This is a genomic window from Pseudomonas sp. Root401 (genome assembly GCF_001425105.1).
Taxonomy (GTDB): domain Bacteria; phylum Pseudomonadota; class Gammaproteobacteria; order Pseudomonadales; family Pseudomonadaceae; genus Aquipseudomonas; species Aquipseudomonas brassicacearum.
On record NZ_LMDO01000020.1, the window covers coordinates 43171 to 62874 of the forward strand.

Sequence of the window (19704 nt, forward strand, 5' to 3'; positions counted from 1 at the left end):
TGCTCCCTGGCTGAAAATACCCAGTTTAGATGGGTTGACCTCAATGCTTCGGCCTTGAACCCGGCTTCTTGAGTGTCGCAGTGCCATTATTGTGGCGCCAATTTATACAATTTCAGCCGCTTACATGCCATTCGATGGACTGAACCCCTGGCGCAGATCGCCCTCGCGCGCCAGGAACCGCCCTTCCCGACGCCCGTTAGCCTGCCCTTCGCGATAGCTCAAGACACCATTGACCCACACGCCATCAATACCGTCGGCAGCCCGTTGAGGTTCGTTGAAATCAGCCACGTCGCGAACGGTTTTGGGATTGAACAACACCAGGTCCGCCCAATGCCCTTCACGAATTTCACCCCGATGCTTGAGGCCAAAGCGCGCCGCTGAAAGGCCGGTCATTTTGTGCACGGCGGTGTGCAACGGAAAAAGCCCGACGTCACGACTGAAATGTCCCAGCACCCGTGGGAAAGCGCCCCACAAGCGTGGATGGGGAAACGGGTCTTCGGGCAAACCGTCGGAGCCGACCATGGACAACGGATGGGCGAGGATCCGTCGTACGTCGCCTTCATCCATGCCGTAGTACACCGCGCCGGCCGGTTGCAGGCGCCGCGCCGCCTCCAGCAGCGATACGTCCCAATCGTTGGCGATGTCGGCCAGGTCGCGACCGCCCATGTGCGGATGCGCTGTCGACCAGGTGATGGTGATGCGATGGGCATCGGTCACCTGCTTGAGATCCAGGGTCGAGGAGCTGGCCGCATAGGGGTAGCAATCACAGCCGACCGGGTGGGTTTTCGCCGCGGTTTCCAAGGCCGCGAGCACCTGCGGGCTTCGTCCCCAATTACCGGCGCCCGCGCATTTGAGGTGGGAAATGATCACCGGGCTTTGGGCGTGCCGGCCAATCTGGAAGGCCTCGTCCATGGCTTCGAGCACTGGTTCGAATTCGCTGCGCAAGTGGGTGGTGTAGACCGCACCGAACGCGGCCAACTCTTCGGTCAGTTGCATGACTTCGTCGGTGGACGCCGAAAACGCATTGGCGTAGGCCAGTCCGGTGGACAAACCCAGTGCACCGGCCTCCAGGCTTTCGCGCAATTGCCGACGCATGGCGGCGATTTCTCCCACTGAGGCGGTGCGCAACAAATCGTCCATGTGATTGCTGCGCAACGCCGTGTGCCCGACCAACGCAGCCACGTTGACCGCCGGCGTGACGGCCTCTACGGCTGCGCGATAATCCGTAAAGCGCGGGTAGGCGAACGCCTGTGCCGTGCCGAGCAGGTTCATCGGATCCGGTGGATCGCCCCGCAGGCTCACCGGCGAAGCGCTGATGCCGCAGTTGCCGACGATGACGGTGGTCACACCCTGGCTGAGCTTGGGCAGCATCTGCGGTTGGCGAATGACCACCGTGTCGTCGTGGGTATGCACATCGATGAAGCCTGGCGCGAGCACGCGGCCGGCGGCGTCGATGTCTTCAACCGCGCGGGCATCGCGCAAGTCGCCGATGCGTTCGATGCGACCGGCGCGAATGGCGACGTCGGCGCAGTAGCCAGGTGTATCGCTGCCATCGATGACCAGCGCATTGCGGATAAGTGTGTCGTACAGCATGTCAGTCTCCCAGCGGCAAGTGATCGTCGCCGCCGCGGTAATCGTCCAGGGCGAGTTTGACCCGTCGCAGGCGCTCTTGATTGTCTTCGGGGTGGGCCAGCGCCAGCTCGGTGGCGAGCACGTCGATGGCCAGCAGCATGCCGTAGCGTGCCGCCGTGGGTTTATAGATGAACGAGGTTTCGGCGCCTTGCAGGGGCAGCACGCAGTCGGCCAATTGGGCCAGTGGCGAGTCGGCGCGGGTGATGGCCAGGATCGCCGCGCCGTAGCTGCGGGCCAGTTCCACCGCACCCAACAGCTCCGGCGTGATACCGGTCAGTGAACAGGCGATGAGCAGATGTTGGTCGCTCAACGAGGTGGCGGTGATGCGCATCATCACCGGGTCGCGACAGGCGGCAATCGGGTAGCCGAAACGCACCAGCCGTACTTGCAACTCCTCACCGCACAGCGCCGACCAGCCACCGAGGCCGAACGCATGGATCATCCGCGCCTTGCCGATCATCCGCACCGCATCACCGAACCGCGACTCTTCGAACGCCGACAAATGCTGGCGCAGGGTCGCTTCGATATCGCCAACGATTTGTCCATAAAACGCCGATTGCTCCGGCGCACCAGCCGGGTCGAGGAAACGGCTGCCGACACCGCTGGCCTGGGCCAGTTGCAGGCGCAAGTCCCGCAGGTCGCGGCACCCGACAGTGCGGGCGAAGCGCGACAGCGTAGCGCTGCTGACTTCCGCCCGTTGGGCCAGTTCATCGAGGCTGGCAGAGGCGGCAAAGCCTACGTCGTCGAGCATCAGCCGGGCGATTCTGCCTTCGCCGGCGCTGAAGGAATCCTGGCGGGAGCGGATCTGGTAGAGGATGTCCATGGCGGCTCCTGTTGGGTGGCGTTGCGCTCAAAGCAAGCGTGAAAGCCCGAGGGTCAAGGCGAACGCGACCACGGAGATCAGCGTTTCGAGCACGGTCCAGGTCTTGAAGGTTTGCGTGACGGTCATATTGAAGTATTCCTTGATCAGCCAGAAGCCGCCGTCGTTGACGTGGGAAAAGATAACCGACCCGGCGCCGGTCGCCAGCACCAGCAGCTCGGGGTGTGGATAACCCAGGCCAATCGCCACGGGCGCGACGATGCCCGAGGCCGTGGTCATTGCCACTGTGGCCGACCCTGTGGCGACGCGCATCAGTGCGGCGAACAGCCAGCCCATGACCAGCGGTGACAACTGGAATTCCTGGGCCAGGCCGACGATCTGTTGCGTGACCCCAGCGTCCACCAGGATCCGGTTCAAACCGCCGCCGGCGCCCACCAACAAAGTGATGCTGGCGGTCGGCGCCAGGCATTCGTTGGTGAATTTGAGGATCGACTCACGGTTGAAGCCCTGAGCCAGGCCGAGGGTCCAGAAGCTGAGGATGGTCGCCAGCAGCAGGGCAATCACCGAGTTGCCGATGAACAGCAGGAATTGATTGAAACCGCTGCCCGGTGTGGAAATCAGGTTGGCCCAGCCGCCGATCAGCATCAGGATCACCGGCAGCAGAATCGTCCCCAGGGTCACGCCGAAGCCCGGCAGGTTCGCGCGCGGCTCACGGTCGAGGAATTGTCGTTCCAACGGATTTTCAGCCGGCAGCTGGATGCGCGGCACGATGAATTTGGCGTACAGCGGGCCGGCGATGATCGCCGTGGGAATGCCGATCAGGATCGCGTACAGCAAGGTCTGCCCCACCGAAGCCTGGAAGGCCTGCACCGCCAGCATCGCCGCCGGATGCGGCGGCACCAGCGCATGGACCACCGACAGCCCGGCGACCATCGGCAGCCCCACCATCAGGATCGACACGCCCACACGCCGGGCGATGGTGAAGGCGATGGGCACCAGCAGCACAAAACCGACTTCGAAGAACAACGGCAGCCCGACCAGGAAGGCAATGCACACCATTGCCCAGTGGGCGTTGCGCTCGCCGAAGCGTTCGATCAACGTCTGCGCCATGCGCTCGGCGCCGCCAGACTCGGCCATCATCTTGCCGAGCATCGTGCCCAGGGCCACCACCAGCGCGATGTGCCCCAGCGTCTTGCCGACACCCGCCTCGTACGCCCCCACCACACCCGAGGGCGGCATCCCGGCCAGCAGTGCCAGGCCAATGGACACCAGGGTAATCACAATGAACGGATTGAGCCGATAACGGGCGATCAGCACGATCAGCGCAATGATCGCGATGGCTGCGTAGACCAATAGCCAATAACCGAAAGCAGGGGCCATGCGTTACTCCTCGAATGGGGTCACGTCGATGTGTTGTGAAACTCATAAATCATTTCGACGACGAATCTTCAAACCCACTGAAACTAATTTTCGCGCACAGATAAAATTTGTCGCTGACGGACATCGCGACACGGCGTTGATGAAAATTCAGCGCAAGACTTTCATCGCCCTCACTTGTTGATCGCTCCCACGCTCCCGCGTGGGAACGCCGCCAGGGACGCTCCGCGTTCCGCTTCTGCAAGGTGACGCAGAGCGTCACGGGATGCATTCCCACGCAGAGCGTGGGAACGATCAACACAACCGACCAACGGCTGGCCGCCCCGCACTCAATTCCGTACCATCCGCACCTGTTTTTTGCACCACTCCCCGGCAGCCGACTCTCCACCGGCGCCCAGTCAGGTAAATCATGAAATCAGCACGTCTTCGCGCCGACGCCCTCGCCGGCCTCACCACCTCTTTCGCCTTGCTCCCCGAATGCATCGCCTTCGCCCTGGTGGCCCACCTCAACCCGCTGATGGGGCTCTACGGCGCGTTCATCATCTGCACGCTGACCGCGTTGTTCGGCGGTCGGCCAGGCATGGTGTCGGGGGCGGCGGGGTCGATGGCCGTGGTCATCATCGCGCTGGTGGTGCAGCACGGCGTGCAATACCTGTTGGCCACCGTGCTGCTGGGCGGGCTGATCATGATGGCGTTCGGGCTGTTGCGGTTGGGCAAGCTGGTGCGCATGGTCCCGCACCCGGTGATGCTCGGCTTCGTCAACGGCCTGGCGATTGTCATTGCGCTGGCCCAACTGGAGCATTTCAAGCAGGGTGAAACCTGGCTCAGCGGCGATCCGCTGTATCTGATGGCTGGCCTGGTGGCGCTGACCATGGCCATCGTCTACCTGCTGCCACGACTGACCCGCAGCGTGCCGCCGGCCCTGGTGGCGATCCTCGGTATCGGCCTGGCGGTCTACCTGCTCGGCCTGCCCACCCGAACGCTGGGCGACATGGCCCATATCGCCGGCGGCTTGCCCGCCCTCGCCTGGCCCGATCTTCCCTGGAACCTGGAGACCCTGCAGATCGTCATGCCCTACGCGGTGATCATGGCAATGGTCGGTTTGCTGGAAACCCTGCTGACCCTGAACCTGACCGATGAAATCACCCAGAGCCGCGGTTATCCGGACCGTGAATGCGTGGCGCTGGGCGCAGCCAATATCGCCTCCGGGCTGTTCGGCGGCATGGGCGGTTGCGCCATGATCGGCCAGACGGTGATCAACCTCAGCTCGGGTGGGCGCGGACGGTTATCGGGCGTGGTGGCCGGGGTGATGGTGTTGCTATTCGTGTTGTTCCTGTCGCCGCTGATCGAGCGCATCCCGCTGGCCGCGCTGGTGGGCGTGATGTTCGTGGTTGCGCAACAGACCTTCGCCTGGGCCTCGCTGCGGGTGATCAACAAGGTGCCGAAGAATGATGTGTTGGTGATCATCGCGGTAACCGTCATTACGGTGTTCACCGACCTGGCGGTGGCCGTGCTCTGCGGCATCGTCATCGCGGCGCTCAACTTCGCCTGGCAACAAGCCCGGGAGCTGTACGCCGACACGCACCAGGAAGCCGACGGCAGCAAACTCTATCGCTTGCACGGCACGCTGTTCTTCGCCTCGACGACACCGTTCCTCAACCAGTTCGACCCGGCCAATGACCCGGCCCAGATCACCCTCGATTGCCGGCATTTGCGCTTCGTCGACTACTCGGCCGTCGCCGCACTCAAGACCCTGCGCGAACGCTACAGCAAAGCCGGCAAGCACCTGCGTGTGTTCCACCTGTCCGAGCGTTGCAAGCAAATGCTCAAGCGCGCGGGCGTGCACCACGACTGACGACATGCCAACACACACCCTGTGGGAGCGAGCTTGCTCGCTCCCACAGGGGTGCTTATTTTGCTGGCACTACCGGTGTCACTCACACCATCTCATCAAGAATCCACTCTACCACCGAGGTCCGCTTTGGCGTCCAACCCAGCAGCTCATGGGCGTTCTTGCCTCGTACACGGCTGTTGGAACCCAGGCCATAGTTGGCCATTTCGTAGCCCCACTCCGCTTCGGCATCGGCCAATGGCCAGTCCTGCGGTTCGCCAAGGTTCAACGCCCGGGCAATGGCGGTGGTCATGTCGATGAACGAGGCTTCGCCGCTTTCGACGAAGTAGAAGGTGCCCGGCTGGTTGCGGGTCAGGGCCAGTTTGTACAACTCGACCACGTCCTCGATGTGCACGTTGGACCAGATGTTCTGTCCCGGCCCGACATGCCGCACCACGCCACTTTTACCTGCCTGTTTGAGCAGGCGCGGCAGTTGCACGCTGTCACGCTTGACGCCCAGGCTGTGGCCGTAGATCAAGGTGTTGCAGATCACCGCCGAGTTCACGCCTTGCTTCGCCGCATCCAGGACCAGGTTGTCGATGGCGACTCGGGCAGCCTTGTCGGCGGTGGGTGCCGGCAGGTCATTTTCGTAGTAGATGGCATCGCTGGAACGACCGCCCGAAGCGTCGCCGACGATGCTCGAACCGCTGGTGTGCAGCAGCACTTTGTTCGAGCCCTTGAGCCCTTCGATCAACGCTTGGACCGCACCGCGGTGGTCGCTGCTGGCGGCATTGATCACCGCATCGGCGGCACGGGCCTGCTCGGTCAGCAGCGCGCTGTCCTCGAGGGTGCCGATAACCGGCTCGATGCCCAGCGCCGTCAGTTCGTTCGCCTGTTCGGCGCTGCGCACCAGACCGATAACTCGATGCCCCGCGCGTACCAGGCCGGTGGCGATGGAACCGCCGATAAAACCGGCAGCGCCGGTGACAAATACGTTCATGGACAAACTCCTTGGCCAGATCAGTGATGGCGGGAGTATCGAGGACCCATCCCTGACGAAACAGTCCACATTGCCCAAATCACTCTTGCCTTGAAGTCACGAATCAGTCCTTGAACTCCCGCGAGGCGTAACCGGCGAGCTTGTCCTGGATGAAGTCCAGGAAGCACTGGATCCGCAAGGCCAGTTGCGAGTTGCGGTAGTACACGGCATTGATCGGCTGGCGATATCCGCTGTTGGCATCGGCCAGCAGCACCTTCAGCCGACCGGCACGGATGTCTTCGCGGGTCATGAAGTCCGACAGACAGGCAATGCCCTGCCCCAGCAGCGCCAAGTGGCGCACGGTCTCGCCGCTGGACGCGCTGATGGCTGGCTGGATCGGCCAACGATCACCGTGTACATGGCGCAGTGGCCACTGGTTGAGGCCCTCGTTCTGGGCAAACCCCAGCAGCGCATGACCTGCCAGCTCGGCGACGCTTGACGGCGTGCCGTGCTGCTTCAGATAAGCGGGACTGGCCAGGATGTGCAACGGGCTGCAACCCAGGGCGCGGGCGTGGAGCGTCGAGTCGGTGAGGGTACCGATGCGGATGGCGATGTCGGTGCTTTGCTCCAGCAGGTCGATGATCAGGTCGTTGCTGTTGAGTTCGAGCTGGATGTCCGGGTAGAGCCTGCGGAACTCTTCGATGTGCGGGACGATGGCATGCAGCATGAACGGCGAGGCCGCGTTGATCCGTAACCGGCCTGCAGGATTTTTCTGGCGGGATGACAGGCGCTCTTCCAGCTCATCCATCTGGTCGAGGATGCCTTTGGCCTGCTCGAAGAAATACTTGCCCTCCTCGGTCAGGTCCATGCGCCGCGTGGTGCGGTTGATCAGCGTGGTGTCGAGCTTGGCCTCCAGCCGCGACAACGTGCGGCTGACCGCCGACGGCGTCTGCCCGACCTGCTCGGCGGCGGCGGAGATGGATCCGCACTCGATCACGCAGACGAAAATCTGCAATTCGTCGGATCTGGCTTTCACGTATCCCCCTGTCGACTGATCTCTCTTGTGGCGAGGGGATTTATCCTCGCTATGTGGGAGCAAAGCTTGATCGCGATGAAGACGCCGCGGTCTTTCGGGAATCGAGGTGTCTGTTTCGCGAGCAAGCTTTGCTCCCACAGTGCAGGTTCACCCACCCGCCACAGGATAGTATCGGGATGCGCAGCAAAAGAAAGGTCACACCTTCAGACCGAACACCTCAACCAAATGCCGCTCATACCGCGCCACATCCTCTTCGATGTTCGGGCGCTTCATCACGTCCACGCACAGGAAGGTCGGCAGGCCGGTCATGCCGAGGAATTGATTGGCCTTGTGAAACGGGAAGTACACCGCGTCCACGCCCTTGGCCTCGAAGAAGTCGGTCGGGTCGTCGAAGGCTTGCTGCGGGGCGTTCCAAGTCAGGGACAACATGTACAGCTTGCCCTGGATCAGGCCACCGCTGCCGTATTTCTGCGAGGCATCGGAACGGGTCCGACCGTCGCTGGCGTAGAGGCTGCCGTGGCCTTCGGTGAAGACTTCGTCGATGTATTTCTTCACGGTCCAGGGCGCGCCCATCCACCAACCCGGCATCTGGTAAATGATCACGTCGGCCCAAAGGAACTTGGCGACTTCTTCCTTGATGTCGTAGCCGCCGTCGATGAAAGTGGTTTTCACATCAAAACCGCCACGGTCCAACACGCTGAGCGCCGTGTCGTGGAGGGTGGCGTTGTAGCGACCGTCGGAGTGAGCGAATTGTTTGCCGCCATTGAGCAACAGGACTTTTTTCATGGGGAGTCTCATCGGGTTCCACGGCATGGGCCGTCAAAGGCCGCCGCATGGAAAGGTTGAAAATGATGGCGGCAGAATAACGATGAGTTTTATGGGGAATAAGCCGCCCGACGGCAAAACTGATTTGACCTATACGCACGAATGGGCGACCGATTATTGCCTTAGACTTCGAGACCTCTTTTATCTCAGGAGCCACCTCGATGAGCGAACTGCACGGTTTCATCCTGCACGCCAAGACCCGTCCGGAAAAAGCCGAAGCCTTCGAAGCGCTGTTCCGCGCCTACGTCGAGCCAAGCCGTGGCGAGCCCGGCTGCATCGAATATCACATGCTGCGGGACCAGCAGGATCCGACGCTGTTCATCTTCTATGAGATCTGGGCATCCCAGGCGCATCTGGAGGTTCACTCGAACCTGCCGCACATGCAGCAGTTCTTCGAACAACGCATGGATTATCTGGAACGCGACTTCGAAATCCGCCGCGTCGACATGCTCAGCCCGTCCTCGGCTAGCCGCTGATCAGCAGATGGCCGCCGAGCACGCCGAGGCCGATGAAAAACACCCGCTTGAACAACACGGCGCTGATCCGCTGGCGCAACCATTGCCCCAGCCACATCCCCAGCAGCGCCGGTGCCACCGCCAGCAACGAAGCGCTCAATTCGCCCCCGCCCAGTGCGCCGCGCCACAACAGGCCGGCGGCCAGGGCCAGGGTAGAAACGGTGAATGACAGGCCCAAGGCCTGTACCAGTTCGTCCTTGCTCAGGCCCAGCGCTTGCAGATAGGGCACCGCCGGAATGACGAATACGCCAGTGGCGGATGTGATGAGGCCGGTGAGCAACCCGCAGAGCGGAGCGATCCACGGCTCGACATGGGCGCCGACCCGCAGCGTTGGCAGCAACAGCCCGCTCAACGCATACAGCACTAGCGCCGCGCCCAAAGCCCGCACCACCCAGGCCCCGCCCGTCATGCCGAGCCACAGCGTACCGAGCCCGGTGCCAATGAAAATCGCCAGCAACAGCGGCCACAGACGCCGGAGAAGGGCTTGCAGATGGCCGCCGAAAGCCAGTTGCCAGAGATTGGTCAGGGTCGCCGGGATGATGAGCAGCGCCGCAGCCTGCGTCGGGGCCATAGCCAGCCCAAGCAAACCCATGGAGATGGTCGGCAGGCCGAGGCCGATCACACCCTTGATGGTGCCGGCCAGCAGGAAGGTGCCGACAACCAGCAAAGAAAGGGCCAGACCGAGGTTCTGATAGAAAGCAATGAGTGTGTCCATGGGGGTATCGTGCGCCCAGGGCCTTGGCTTGAAAATCTGCCATATACTGAGGCTGCCTCTCTTGGGGCAAGAGGCTGTGCACTCGCTGATGCGGCCCACGCCATCGCGAGCAAGCTCGCTCCCACAGTTGAAATGCAATCCCATGTGGGAGCGAGCTTGCTCGCGATGACGATAAACCAAGCGCCACAGCACTTGAGACAGGATCCCCGCCCATGCACTTCGACCTCACCGACCTGCGCCTCTACCTGAACATCCTCGACACCGGCAACATCACCGCCGGTGCGGCTCGCAGCCATTTGTCCCTGGCCGCGGCCAGCGCACGAGTGCGAGCCATGGAAGCCTCCTTGGGCATCGACCTGCTTGAGCGCGGGCGGCGTGGCGTAACGCCCACTCCCGCGGGTAAAGCTCTGGCCGAGCACGCCCGGATCCTGCTGCAACAGGCCGAACGCCTGCGACAGGACCTGGCCGAATACGCCAAGGGCGTCAAAGGCCGGGTGCGGCTGCTGTGCAACACCAGCGCCATGACCGAATACCTGCCCGAGCTGCTGGCCGGTTTTCTCCAGGCCCATCCCAACCTCGACATTGACCTGCAGGAATTGCCTAGCTCACGGATCACCCACGCGCTGCGCCAAGGCGCGGCAGACCTCGGGATCGTTTCCGACGCAGTGGACACCGAGGGCCTTCAGACCTGGCCTTTTCGCGACGATCCGCTGGTATTGATCCTACCGACCGGACACCCCCTGGCTGACGGTCGCGCCATACGTTTCAGCGAGACCCTCAGCCACGACTATGTCGGCCTGAACGCCTCCAGCGCCCTGGCGATCCACCTGGAAGAGCAGGCCCTGCACATCGGCTCACGCATGCAAGTGCGCATTCGTGCCGAGGGTTTCGACGGGATGATTCGCATGGTGGCCCATGGTGCAGGCATTGCCATCGTGCCAATGGCTGCCATCGACCGGCGCCCACCCGAGCCTTCGTATCAATGCGTCCCGCTGCAAGAGGCCTGGGCGCACCGGGCGTTGCTGCTGTGCGCCCGCAACTTCGACGGTTTGCCGGCCTACGCCACGGCCCTGGCTCGGCATCTGGCCGATTGATGCGCGCTTCTGGATAGCCCGGTGTCGACCACAGACATCTACCCGCTCATGCCGCGCGTTAGGGTGCCTGTTCTCTTCTGCCCCTTTCGGAGCTCACATGACCGCACCCATCACCGTCCTGCGCGACACCCATCCGCTGCCCGTACTCGACGCCTGCAAATGGGAAAAACTCGAAGGCGACCCGCACACCGTCAACCTCAACGCCTACACCAGCGAAGACGGCAGCAAGATCATGGGCACCTGGATCTGCACACCCGGCAAATGGCGTGTGGATTACGTGAAGTGGGAGTACTGCCATTTCCAGGAAGGCTACTGCATCATCACCCCGGACGGCATGGCGCCGATCCATCTGCGGGCCGGTGACATCTTCGTCGTCGAGCCAGGCATGAAAGGCACTTGGGAAGTGGTCGAAACCGTGCGCAAATATTTCGTCTTTGCCTGAAACAAAAAACCGAGAGGCCACCCGACATGGTCTCTCGGAAAACAATTTGCAGATTGCGCAGCCTCTGTGGCGACGGAGCAATCTGTGGGAGCAAGGCTTGCCCGCGATGCAGGCACCTCGTTCTCTCAGAGACCGCATCGCCTGTAATCGCGGGCAAGCCTTGCTCCCACAGATAATTGCCCTTGCCACAAAAGCCCGTCGATATCGCCGCTCTTACTGCGGCTTGCGATAGCTGTTCACAATCGCCGAAAAGTCCTTGCCGCCCTCGCCCCGCTGGCTCATCGCTTGGTACAACTGCTGCGCCACCGCCCCCAGCACAACTGGCTGATGGGCCTGCCGCGCGGCTTCGGTCGCCAGGCCCAGGTCCTTGAGCATCAGGTCGGCGCCAAAGCCCCCCGTGTAGCCACGGGACGCCGGTGCCGTTTCGATCACGCCGGGCCATGGGTTGTAGGTGTCCGAACTCCAGCAACGGCCCGTCGAACTGTTGATGATGCCGGCCAACACCTGGGTGTCGATCCCCAAGGCATCGCCCAACGCCATGGCTTCGCTGACACCCACCATGGAAATTCCCAGCAGCAGGTTGTTGCAGATCTTGGCGATCTGCCCGGTGCCGACTTCGCCACAGTGCACGATGTTACGGCCCATTTGCGCCAGCACCGGTTGCAAGGTGGCGAACAACTCGGCCGTGGCACCAACCATGAAGGTCAACGTGCCCGCCGCCGCACCGCCAGTGCCGCCCGAGACCGGCGCATCGGCCATCGCCACCCCTTGTTTCGCCGCGGCAGCCGCCACGTCGCGGGCGGTTTGTGGATCGATGGTGCTGCAATCCACCGCCGGTGTGCCGGCGGCGATGCCAGCCAGCACACCATCTTCACCCAGCCAGACACTGCGCACATGAGCGGCGGCCGGCAGCATGGTGATCACCAGAGCAGCGCCCTGGGCCGCGTCGCGCGGCGAGGCGCTGATCGTGCCGCCCAACGCCGCCAGTTCAGCCAGCACCGTCTGGTTCAGGTCGAACAGGTTCAGCGAATGGCCAGCCTTGAGCAGGTTGCGCGCCATGGGGGCGCCCATGTTGCCCAGGCCGATAAATGCGATGTTCATGTCCGGCTCCTTAACGCAAATTGATGGTGGTGTTCACACCGTCATTGACGCTGTCGTCATCGAACCAGCGCGCGGTCACGGTCTTGGTCTGAGTGTAGAACTGCACCACTTGTTTGCCGTACGGACCGAGGTCGCCGAGTTTCGAGCCGCGGGAACCGGTGAAGCTGAAGAACGGCACCGGCACCGGGATCGGAATGTTGATGCCCACCTGGCCGACGTCGATTTCGCTCTGGAATTTGCGCGCCGCCGCACCGCTCTGGGTGAACAGGCCAGTGCCGTTGCCGAATGGGTTGGCGTTGACCAGGGCAATCGCCTGATCCAGGGTGTCGACTTCCAGCACCACCAGCACCGGGCCGAAGATTTCTTCGGTGTAGATACGCATGTCGGTGGTCACGCCGGAAAACAGGGTCGGGCCAACGAAATTGCCCTGCTCGAAGCCCGGCACGCTGATGCCACGACCATCGAGCTCCAGCTTCGCCCCCTGCTGCACGCCACTCTCGATCAATTCGAGGATCCGCGCCTTGGCGCGCTTGGAAATCACCGGGCCGACGTCAGTGCCCGGCTCGCTGCCGGCATTGACCTTGAGCTTCTGTGCCAGGGCCTTGAGCTCCGGCAACCACTGCTTGGCAGCGCCCACCAGCACCACCACGGAGGTGGCCATGCAACGCTGGCCCGCCGCTCCGAAACCGGCGCCGACCAAGGCGTTGAGGGTCTGTTCACGATTGGCATCAGGCAACACCACCGCGTGGTTCTTGGCGCCCATCATCGACTGCACGCGCTTGCCGTGGCGACCCGCCAGGTCATACACGTGGGTGCCGACCGCCGTCGAGCCGACGAACGAAACCGCCTTGATGTCCTTGTGGGTGCAGAGCGCATCCACCACGTCCTTGCCGCCGTGCACCACGTTGAGCACGCCCGCCGGTACGCCGGCCTCGATGGCCAGTTCCACCAGGAGCATGGTCGACAGCGGGTCCTGTTCCGATGGCTTGAGCACAAAGGTGTTGCCGCAGGCGATGGCCATCGGGAACATCCACAGCGGAATCATCGCCGGGAAGTTGAACGGGGTAATGCCCGCACACACACCAATCGGCTGGCGCAGCGTGTAGGTATCAACGCCACCGGCAACGTTCTCGGCAAATTCGCCCATCTGCAGGGTGCCGATGGAACAGGCGTGCTCGACCACTTCCAGGCCACGGAAAATATCGCCCTCGGCATCAGCGATGGTCTTGCCCTGTTCGGCGCTGAGCACCGCGGCGATGCGCTTGGAGTGCTCGCGGATCAACGCCTGGAGCTTGAGCATGATGCGCATCCGCGCGCCGATGGGTGTCAGTTTCCAGGTCTGGAAAGCACGCTGGGCGGCGGCGATGGCGGCATCGACTTCCGAGGCCGTGGCGAACGGAACCTTTGCCAACACCTGCTGGGTGGCCGGGTTGACGATGTCGTGCCATTCGCTGGATTGGGATTCAACCCACTCGCCATCGATCAGCAGTCTGACGGTTTGCAGGGTGGTATCGCTGGGCGTAAGGGAAACGTTCATGCTGGCCTCCGGGATTGTTCTTATAGAGAGCGCTGGTTCAGCAAAAACCAAGGTGCATGGGACACGCTTGGTGATGAGACTGTTTTTGGAGTATAGATGTGCAAACTTCTAATAAGAATGCACATAAAAGCCGGTCCAACATGCAAAAAAACATCACCTCCCTGGGGTCGCTGAATTGGGACGACCTCAAGTTTTTCCTCGAAGTGGCTCGCACCCGCAAGGCCAGCACGGCCGCCAAGCGCCTGGCCGTCGACTACACCACGGTGTCGCGACGCATCAGCTCGCTGGAAGCCTCGTTGGGCACGCTGCTGTTCGAGAAATCCCGGACCAACGGTTTTGTCCTGACGGCCGAAGGCCAGCGCCTGCTGGGTTACGCCGAATCCATCGAAAGTACCCTGCACATGGCCTGCGAGCAGGTTTCAGGCTCTGGCGTCGCACTGTCCGGCCACGTGCGCATGGGCTGCACCGAAGGCTTCGGCAGCTTCTTCATCACCCCGCAACTGAGCCACTTCGTCGACGCCTACCCGGCCATTTCGGTAGACATCCTCCCGCTGCCGCACTTCATCAGCCTCTCCAAGCGCGAAGCCGACATCGTCATCGCCCTCGAACGCCCCGAACATGGCCCGTATGTGTGCTGCAAATTGTGCGACTACCGACTGCAGCTCTACGCCACCCAGCAATACCTGGACAACCACCCACCCATCCAGCGCCCGGCCGACTTGAGCAAGCACTCATTCATCAGCTACGTGGATGACCTGGCGTTCAGTTCCGAGTTGCTCTACCTGGCCAACGTACTGCCCGGCGCCAATGCCCACCTGCGCAGCACCAGCGTGATCGCGCAATTCGTGGCAGCGCAGCAAGGCCGCTCGCTGGCAATCCTGCCCTGCTTCCTCGCCGCCCAGGACCCACGGCTGTTGCCGGTGTTGCCGGAGGACATCACCGTCACCCGGCAATTCTGGATGTACTGTCGGGAGGACTTGAGGAAGCTGAAGCGGATTACGTTGTTGTGGGATTACATTCGCGAAGTGACTGAATTGAATCGGCCGTTACTGCTAGGGGAAACACGAGAGCTCAGGTTCACGGATTGAACCTCTGGACGGAGAGTCAGATCGTGCCATCACAACAAAGCTGGCAGCCTCTGCCTACATATAATACGGGCCTCAACAGAGTACCATCGCAAGCTGAAAAAATTAGCCGTACCTGCGTGAATGAAGATGATAGGCCTTAGAAAACCAAGCCTGCACAATCAAATCGCTCAAGATAGGAAAAACCGATGCTCAAGTCACTTCATCTAAAAAATGTCGGCCCCGCGCCAGAGATGCAGATGGAGCTCGCACCGCGACTTAACCTGATCACGGGTGACAATGGTCTTGGTAAGAGTTTTTTGATTGATGTCGCGTGGTGGGCTCTCACGCGGAAGTGGCCTCAGGACCTTAATACTAATCTGACCTCAGGTTACGGCGCTCGCCCCACCGAAATCACAGAAAAATCGACCATTGAATTCGAGGTGGAAAGCAAAACTGGACGGGTTAAATACGAAAGTACTTACGTACCCGATGAGCAATCCTGGCTTGGTAAAGCGGGTCGCCCATGGAACCCCGGTCTCGTCGTATATGCGCTTGCTGACGGTGGATTTGCTGTTTGGGATCCTGCACGTAATTACTGGAAAAAGAAGGGAAACGTCGACATTCAGGATAGAGTTCCTGCTTATGTATTTAGCTCAAAGGATGTCTGGGATGGTCTGCGAATTCCGATCGACGAAAAACCAACGCAAGTAAGCAATGGCCTTGTAGCGGACTGGGCATCGTGGATACGCGAGCGGGGTGAGGATGCAAGGCGTATGGCCGCTGTGCTGGAAGTGCTTGCTCCAACTGGAGGTGATGACAGCCTGAAACCAGGAGAAAGCTTCGCAAGATTATCTATTAACGATGCGCGTGACATTCCGACCATCCGCATGGGGTACGGTCGAGAGGTTCCAATCCTTTATGCATCTTTGGGCGTACGACGCATTACCGCACTCGCTTACATGCTCTCTTGGGCCTGGCGTGAGCATCTGATCGCGTCCAAACAACTTGGACAAGTACCCTCGTCACGTATCGTGCTTCTCTTTGACGAGATTGAAGCCCATCTTCATCCGCGCTGGCAACGTGCTGTGGTCCCTGCGCTTCTGAAAGTGATGCAAAAACTGACCAATGACGAGGACGCCAGGGTGCAGCTTATTGCCGCCACTCACTCGCCGCTCGTTCTTGCTTCGGTAGAGCCGCTTTTCGATAGCGGTCAGGACGCATGGTTTGATCTCGACTTTGAAAACCAAGAAGTTATTCTGCGCAAACGTCCATTTGTACGCAGAGGAGAAGTCGGAAACTGGTTAACCAGCGAAGCCTTCGATCTCGGCGAACCACGTTCAATTGAAGCCGAAGTCGCTATGCGTGAGGCACTCAACCTTTGTCGGCAAGCCACTCCGGAGGATACGGATATCGAGCGCGTCAACACACTTCTCCAGTCAGCACTCGGCGACACTGATCGGTTTTGGGTTCGATGGACCGCTTTTAGAGAATCACTCAAGGCTCCAAAGGGAAAGAAAAAGTGATCCCGGTTGCAAAAGCCAGAAAACCAAAAACATTTGACGAAAAAGTTTACCAGCCAGGCTTGCGCGCCATTTCAGAAATGGTCGGAAAACCTCCGCGCCATCCTCGGCAAGGCGGTAAACCATTCAAGAAGATTGCCAATAGAGAGCGTGACATTCCAGCCGAAAAATTCCCGACTTACTGGACCGAAGCTCTAAATGAGATGATGCACGCCTACCGGCAGCTCTGTGCCTATTCTTGCTTTCGTATTCATCCCGTCACAGGTGCACGCTCCGCAGATCACTTTGCACCTAAGAAAGCTGGCGAGAGGTTTACAAATGGTCGAATTATCGACTGTGTTGTAGTCGTATGAATGCTCGTAAGAAGGATTGGGTTGGAATTATGGATCCATTCAAAGTTCAGCCTGATTGGTTTCAGCTTGAGCTCGTTGGCTTCCAGGTTATCCCCGATAGAAATTTACCCCTGAATATCCAAAACGATATTCAAAGTACAATCACGGCACTGGGACTAGACGATTTCCGAAGCGAGCGCGAACAGGACGCAGAGCGCTACTGGCAAAACGACTACTCACTCAAGATTCTTAAAATGGAGTCGCCCTTCGTAGCGTACGAGCTTTACCGTCAGGGCCGACTAAACCCTATGGATACTTGGTAACAGGTCCCTGCCGTCATCTTTTATGTATCGCCTTATTTATGGAATTACTTCGCGAAGTGACTGAGCAGAACCAGCCACTGCTGATGGGCGACAGCCGGGAGATGGTGTTCGCCGACTAGTCGGCGATGACCACGATGGCGACGCGGCGGTTCTCGGTGCGGCCGCTGGCGGTGTCGTTGGAGGCGACCGGTTTGCTGCTGCCCAGGCCGCGCAATTGGACGTTCTCTTCGCGCATGCCAACGCTTGTCAGCACCTTGCTCACGCTGGCGGCCCGCCGCATCGACAGTTGTTCGTTGTAGGCCTGGGAGCCCGATGCGTCGGTATGACCATCGACGCGTACCCGCTGGATTCCCGCCCCCAGCAGTGCCTTGCCGATACGCTCGACGATTTCGGTACTGGCCGGGTTGAGGTTTTCCACGTCACTGCCGAACAGCACCTTGCCCGACAGACCGAACGCCCAGCCATCGTCAGTCAATTCGAACCCTTGTTGCTTGAGTACGGCGATTTGCGCCGGGGTCAGGCCCTTCTGCGGTGCCGTCTGGCAACCGCTCATGGCCAGGACGGCCAGCAACAAAAACGCCGCGAACCAGCGCAGGGAAAATAAAGGATATGAACGCACGAGTCAGCTCCTGGTTTGAAGATCAGCGACGGAGTGATCCGACTCCGCCGTATGTTGACCGCCTCGGGCGAGGCGTTTGGCTTGGTACATCGCCGCATCGGCGGCATGGAGAAGGGTGCCCGGTGTCGCACCATCATCGGGGTAAACGGCAATGCCGATACTGAGGGACGTCAGCACTGAAGCATTGCCGGGCAATTGAATCGGCATTTCCATGCTGGCGATGATTTTTTCAGCGATCCGCTCGGCGTCCTCGGCCTTGTGCAGAGGTGCCAACAGCACGGCGAACTCATCGCCCCCCAGGCGTGCAACCAAGTCGTCTTCACGCAACTGTGCCCGGACCCGGGTCGCCACGGCCGTCAGCACCGCGTCACCGGCAGCGTGGCCGAAATTGTCGTTGATGCCCTTGAACCGGTCGCTGTCCAGGTACAACACGGCCACTTGCTCGTTGAGCTTGCTGGCGTTGCGCAAGGCGCGGATCAGCCGGCCCTCGAAAAACGCCCGGTTCGGCAAGCCGGTCAAGCTGTCGTGACTGGCCTGGTGTGCCAGGGTTTCGTTTTCGCTTTGCAGGTGAGTCTGCCAGGACTCCAGTTCGTCGAGCAGTGCATTGAAGTCATTGGCCAGGTTATCCAGTTCGGCGATGGCGGCCGGCGGCACGCGCCGGTCCAGAGCCCGCTCGCTGCGTGCCGCGTGGGCCACGTCGGCCAGGCTGCGCAATGGTCCGGTGATCGCCCGCAGCTGACGTCGCGCCAGGTACAACGCTACCCAGGCACTCACCGCCGTGCACAAAATGATCCCCGCCAGACCGCTGAGCAAAAAGCGCAACAGGCTGCCGCCATGCCCTGCCAATAGAATGCTGCCGATGTTCCGCCCTTGATGAACGATCGGCAGACTGATGGGCTTTTCCAAAAACGCCTTGGCAATGTGCATTTCCAGTTCCGACAATAAACCGGTATCCGGACGTTTCCAGCGCGCCAACAGGCGGCCGTGCTCATTGAACACTTGGGCATCGGCGACCTCCTCGGTGGAGGCAATCAACGCCAGCGCCTCGGTGGCCGCCGCCGCGTCATCGAATACCACGGCCGCTTCCACGGTGTAGTTGATCGAGCGGGCGATCAGGTGCAGGTTGTGATCGGCGTAGACCCGCAACGCAAGCACACCCAGCAACGTCAGGGAAACACTGGCCATGGTGATCGCCACCAACGCGACAATCAGGTGGCCGCGCCCGATGACCGAGCCCAGGGTGGGACGGACCCGCGAATTGGACAGGCTCATGGTACTGCCGGCCTGCGACGGGAAAGCTGCAGAACGCTCGGATGGATACGCACGCCACTGCGCGCTACCGAGTCGAGGTTGACCTCGAACGATACCTGCTCATCACCGACCCGTAGACAGAACAGGCTCCCCACGGTGCACTGGTCACCGCCTTCGCTGATGCTCAACACAGGCTTGCCAATCAGGGAGTCAAACAGACGAGTACGCTCGTCGCTGGTCAGCCTGCCGATGTAGACGGCGTTGCAGTCCGTGGCGATGTTGGGGTGATCGGCCAGCAATCGCTGCACGGTCACCGGTCGACCGGTGGCCTGGGTGGTGCCCTTGACCAGGTCGTCGGTGTATTGGGTCGGGCCGACGATGCACAGTTGCAACTGCGCAGGCTCTACTGGCCAGCGCGCGTAGCTGAGAATGCCCAAGACGACTTGAGTGACCGATTCGGCCCGCTGTTCAGCCCGGCTCGTGGAGGACGGGTCTTCGGCAAGCACCATAGGCGACAGCAACCACAGAAGACCGGCAAGCAGATAATGCCCCCAGTCCTTGCTGCGCACAGCCTCCCGAACCGCCACTTTCATGGAAAATCTCTAGGTAATACGATAAGTGTCGGAACGATAGCACAGTGCCAAAAAGCCAGCGAGCCGGCGCCCTACGGACATATCTGACAGAAAAC

At 61.0% G+C, this 19704-nt stretch carries 20 protein-coding genes; 8 read left to right on the forward strand and 12 right to left on the reverse strand.

All coding sequences use genetic code 11. The features are described 5' to 3' along the window. Positions 1–120 precede the first annotated feature (120 nt). The 3 genes from ASC85_RS16265 to ASC85_RS16275 are packed head-to-tail and all read right to left on the reverse strand — an operon-like array spanning position 121 to position 3832. Positions 121–1593 carry an N-acyl-D-amino-acid deacylase family protein gene (locus ASC85_RS16265; protein WP_057450479.1) on the reverse strand — a complete coding sequence of 491 codons (1473 nt, stop codon included), beginning with the start codon at positions 1591–1593 and terminating at the stop codon, positions 121–123. A 1-nt stretch (position 1594) separates the two neighbouring features. After that, a complete protein-coding gene (locus ASC85_RS16270) occupies positions 1595–2455 on the reverse strand; it encodes a MurR/RpiR family transcriptional regulator (protein ID WP_028237588.1) in 861 nt (286 codons plus the stop codon). Positions 2456–2482: 27 nt separating this feature from the next. Beyond that, positions 2483–3832 (reverse strand): GntT/GntP/DsdX family permease, encoded by a 1350-nt coding sequence (locus tag ASC85_RS16275; protein WP_018613047.1) that lies wholly within the window; start codon positions 3830–3832, stop codon positions 2483–2485. Between the two features lie 406 nt (positions 3833–4238). Here ASC85_RS16275 and ASC85_RS16280 point away from each other — a divergent pair, with 406 nt between their 5' ends. After that, positions 4239–5684 carry a SulP family inorganic anion transporter gene (locus ASC85_RS16280; protein WP_057450480.1) on the forward strand — a complete coding sequence of 482 codons (1446 nt, stop codon included), beginning with the start codon at positions 4239–4241 and terminating at the stop codon, positions 5682–5684. Between the two features lie 82 nt (positions 5685–5766). Here ASC85_RS16280 and ASC85_RS16285 read toward each other — a convergent pair whose 3' ends face one another. The 3 genes from ASC85_RS16285 to ASC85_RS16295 form a co-directional block, all read right to left on the reverse strand. Beyond that, entirely contained in the window at positions 5767–6660 is an 894-nt protein-coding gene (locus ASC85_RS16285) for an NAD-dependent epimerase/dehydratase family protein (RefSeq protein WP_057450481.1), read from the reverse strand. Between the two features lie 103 nt (positions 6661–6763). Then, entirely contained in the window at positions 6764–7675 is a 912-nt protein-coding gene (locus ASC85_RS16290; protein WP_057450482.1) for a LysR family transcriptional regulator, read from the reverse strand. A gap of 195 nt (positions 7676–7870) precedes the next feature. Beyond that, positions 7871–8461 carry an NAD(P)H-dependent oxidoreductase gene (locus ASC85_RS16295; RefSeq protein WP_057450483.1) on the reverse strand — a complete coding sequence of 197 codons (591 nt, stop codon included), beginning with the start codon at positions 8459–8461 and terminating at the stop codon, positions 7871–7873. A 200-nt stretch (positions 8462–8661) separates the two neighbouring features. On the opposite strand from ASC85_RS16295, the gene ASC85_RS16300 reads away from it, so the two are divergent. Then, entirely contained in the window at positions 8662–8976 is a 315-nt protein-coding gene (locus tag ASC85_RS16300) for a putative quinol monooxygenase (protein ID WP_057450484.1), read from the forward strand. Here ASC85_RS16300 and ASC85_RS16305 read toward each other — a convergent pair. After that, the gene (locus tag ASC85_RS16305; protein WP_057450485.1) at positions 8966–9730 is read right to left on the reverse strand and encodes a sulfite exporter TauE/SafE family protein; all 765 of its coding nucleotides are present in this window, start codon (positions 9728–9730) and stop codon (positions 8966–8968) included. The genes ASC85_RS16300 and ASC85_RS16305 overlap by 11 nt on opposite strands. 212 nt (positions 9731–9942) lie before the next feature. Here ASC85_RS16305 and ASC85_RS16310 point away from each other — a divergent pair, with 212 nt between their 5' ends. Together ASC85_RS16310 and ASC85_RS16315 are read left to right on the forward strand one after the other, a co-directional pair. Next, on the forward strand, positions 9943–10824 hold the full coding sequence (locus tag ASC85_RS16310; protein ID WP_057450486.1) for a LysR substrate-binding domain-containing protein: 882 nt from the start codon (positions 9943–9945) through the stop codon (positions 10822–10824). A gap of 97 nt (positions 10825–10921) precedes the next feature. Next, a complete protein-coding gene (locus tag ASC85_RS16315; RefSeq protein ID WP_003197542.1) occupies positions 10922–11266 on the forward strand; it encodes a cupin domain-containing protein in 345 nt (114 codons plus the stop codon). Positions 11267–11479: 213 nt separating this feature from the next. Here ASC85_RS16315 and mmsB read toward each other — a convergent pair whose 3' ends face one another. Together mmsB and ASC85_RS16325 are read right to left on the reverse strand one after the other, a co-directional pair. After that, positions 11480–12367, reverse strand: coding sequence for a 3-hydroxyisobutyrate dehydrogenase (gene mmsB, locus ASC85_RS16320; protein WP_046063065.1), 888 nt, complete (start codon positions 12365–12367; stop codon positions 11480–11482). Between the two features lie 10 nt (positions 12368–12377). Beyond that, positions 12378–13904, reverse strand: coding sequence for a CoA-acylating methylmalonate-semialdehyde dehydrogenase (locus ASC85_RS16325; protein ID WP_003197536.1), 1527 nt, complete (start codon positions 13902–13904; stop codon positions 12378–12380). 140 nt (positions 13905–14044) lie between these two features. Between ASC85_RS16325 and ASC85_RS16330 the strand changes: the two genes are divergently transcribed. The 4 genes from ASC85_RS16330 (at position 14045) to ASC85_RS16340 (ending at position 17146) form a co-directional block, all read left to right on the forward strand. Beyond that, a complete protein-coding gene (locus tag ASC85_RS16330; protein ID WP_057450487.1) occupies positions 14045–14992 on the forward strand; it encodes a LysR family transcriptional regulator in 948 nt (315 codons plus the stop codon). A gap of 185 nt (positions 14993–15177) precedes the next feature. Continuing rightward, on the forward strand, positions 15178–16494 hold the full coding sequence (locus ASC85_RS16335) for an AAA family ATPase (RefSeq protein ID WP_057450488.1): 1317 nt from the start codon (positions 15178–15180) through the stop codon (positions 16492–16494). After that, positions 16491–16844: a hypothetical protein gene (locus ASC85_RS32160; RefSeq protein WP_156395650.1), complete on the forward strand. Its 354-nt coding sequence runs from the start codon at positions 16491–16493 to the stop codon at positions 16842–16844. The genes ASC85_RS16335 and ASC85_RS32160 overlap by 4 nt, the downstream gene beginning before the upstream one ends. A gap of 29 nt (positions 16845–16873) precedes the next feature. Next, positions 16874–17146, forward strand: coding sequence for a hypothetical protein (locus ASC85_RS16340; RefSeq protein ID WP_057450489.1), 273 nt, complete (start codon positions 16874–16876; stop codon positions 17144–17146). A 115-nt stretch (positions 17147–17261) separates the two neighbouring features. On the opposite strand, the gene ASC85_RS16345 is transcribed toward ASC85_RS16340, so the two are convergent. From ASC85_RS16345 to ASC85_RS16355, 3 genes are all read right to left on the reverse strand, one after another. Then, positions 17262–17699, reverse strand: coding sequence for an OmpA family protein (locus ASC85_RS16345; protein ID WP_236712368.1), 438 nt, complete (start codon positions 17697–17699; stop codon positions 17262–17264). 69 nt (positions 17700–17768) lie between these two features. Then, complete coding sequence (locus tag ASC85_RS16350) at positions 17769–19037, reverse strand: diguanylate cyclase domain-containing protein (protein ID WP_057450491.1); 1269 nt, start codon at positions 19035–19037, stop codon at positions 17769–17771. Continuing rightward, positions 19034–19609 carry a YfiR family protein gene (locus ASC85_RS16355; protein ID WP_013692183.1) on the reverse strand — a complete coding sequence of 192 codons (576 nt, stop codon included), beginning with the start codon at positions 19607–19609 and terminating at the stop codon, positions 19034–19036. The genes ASC85_RS16350 and ASC85_RS16355 overlap by 4 nt, the downstream gene beginning before the upstream one ends. Positions 19610–19704 lie beyond the last annotated feature (95 nt).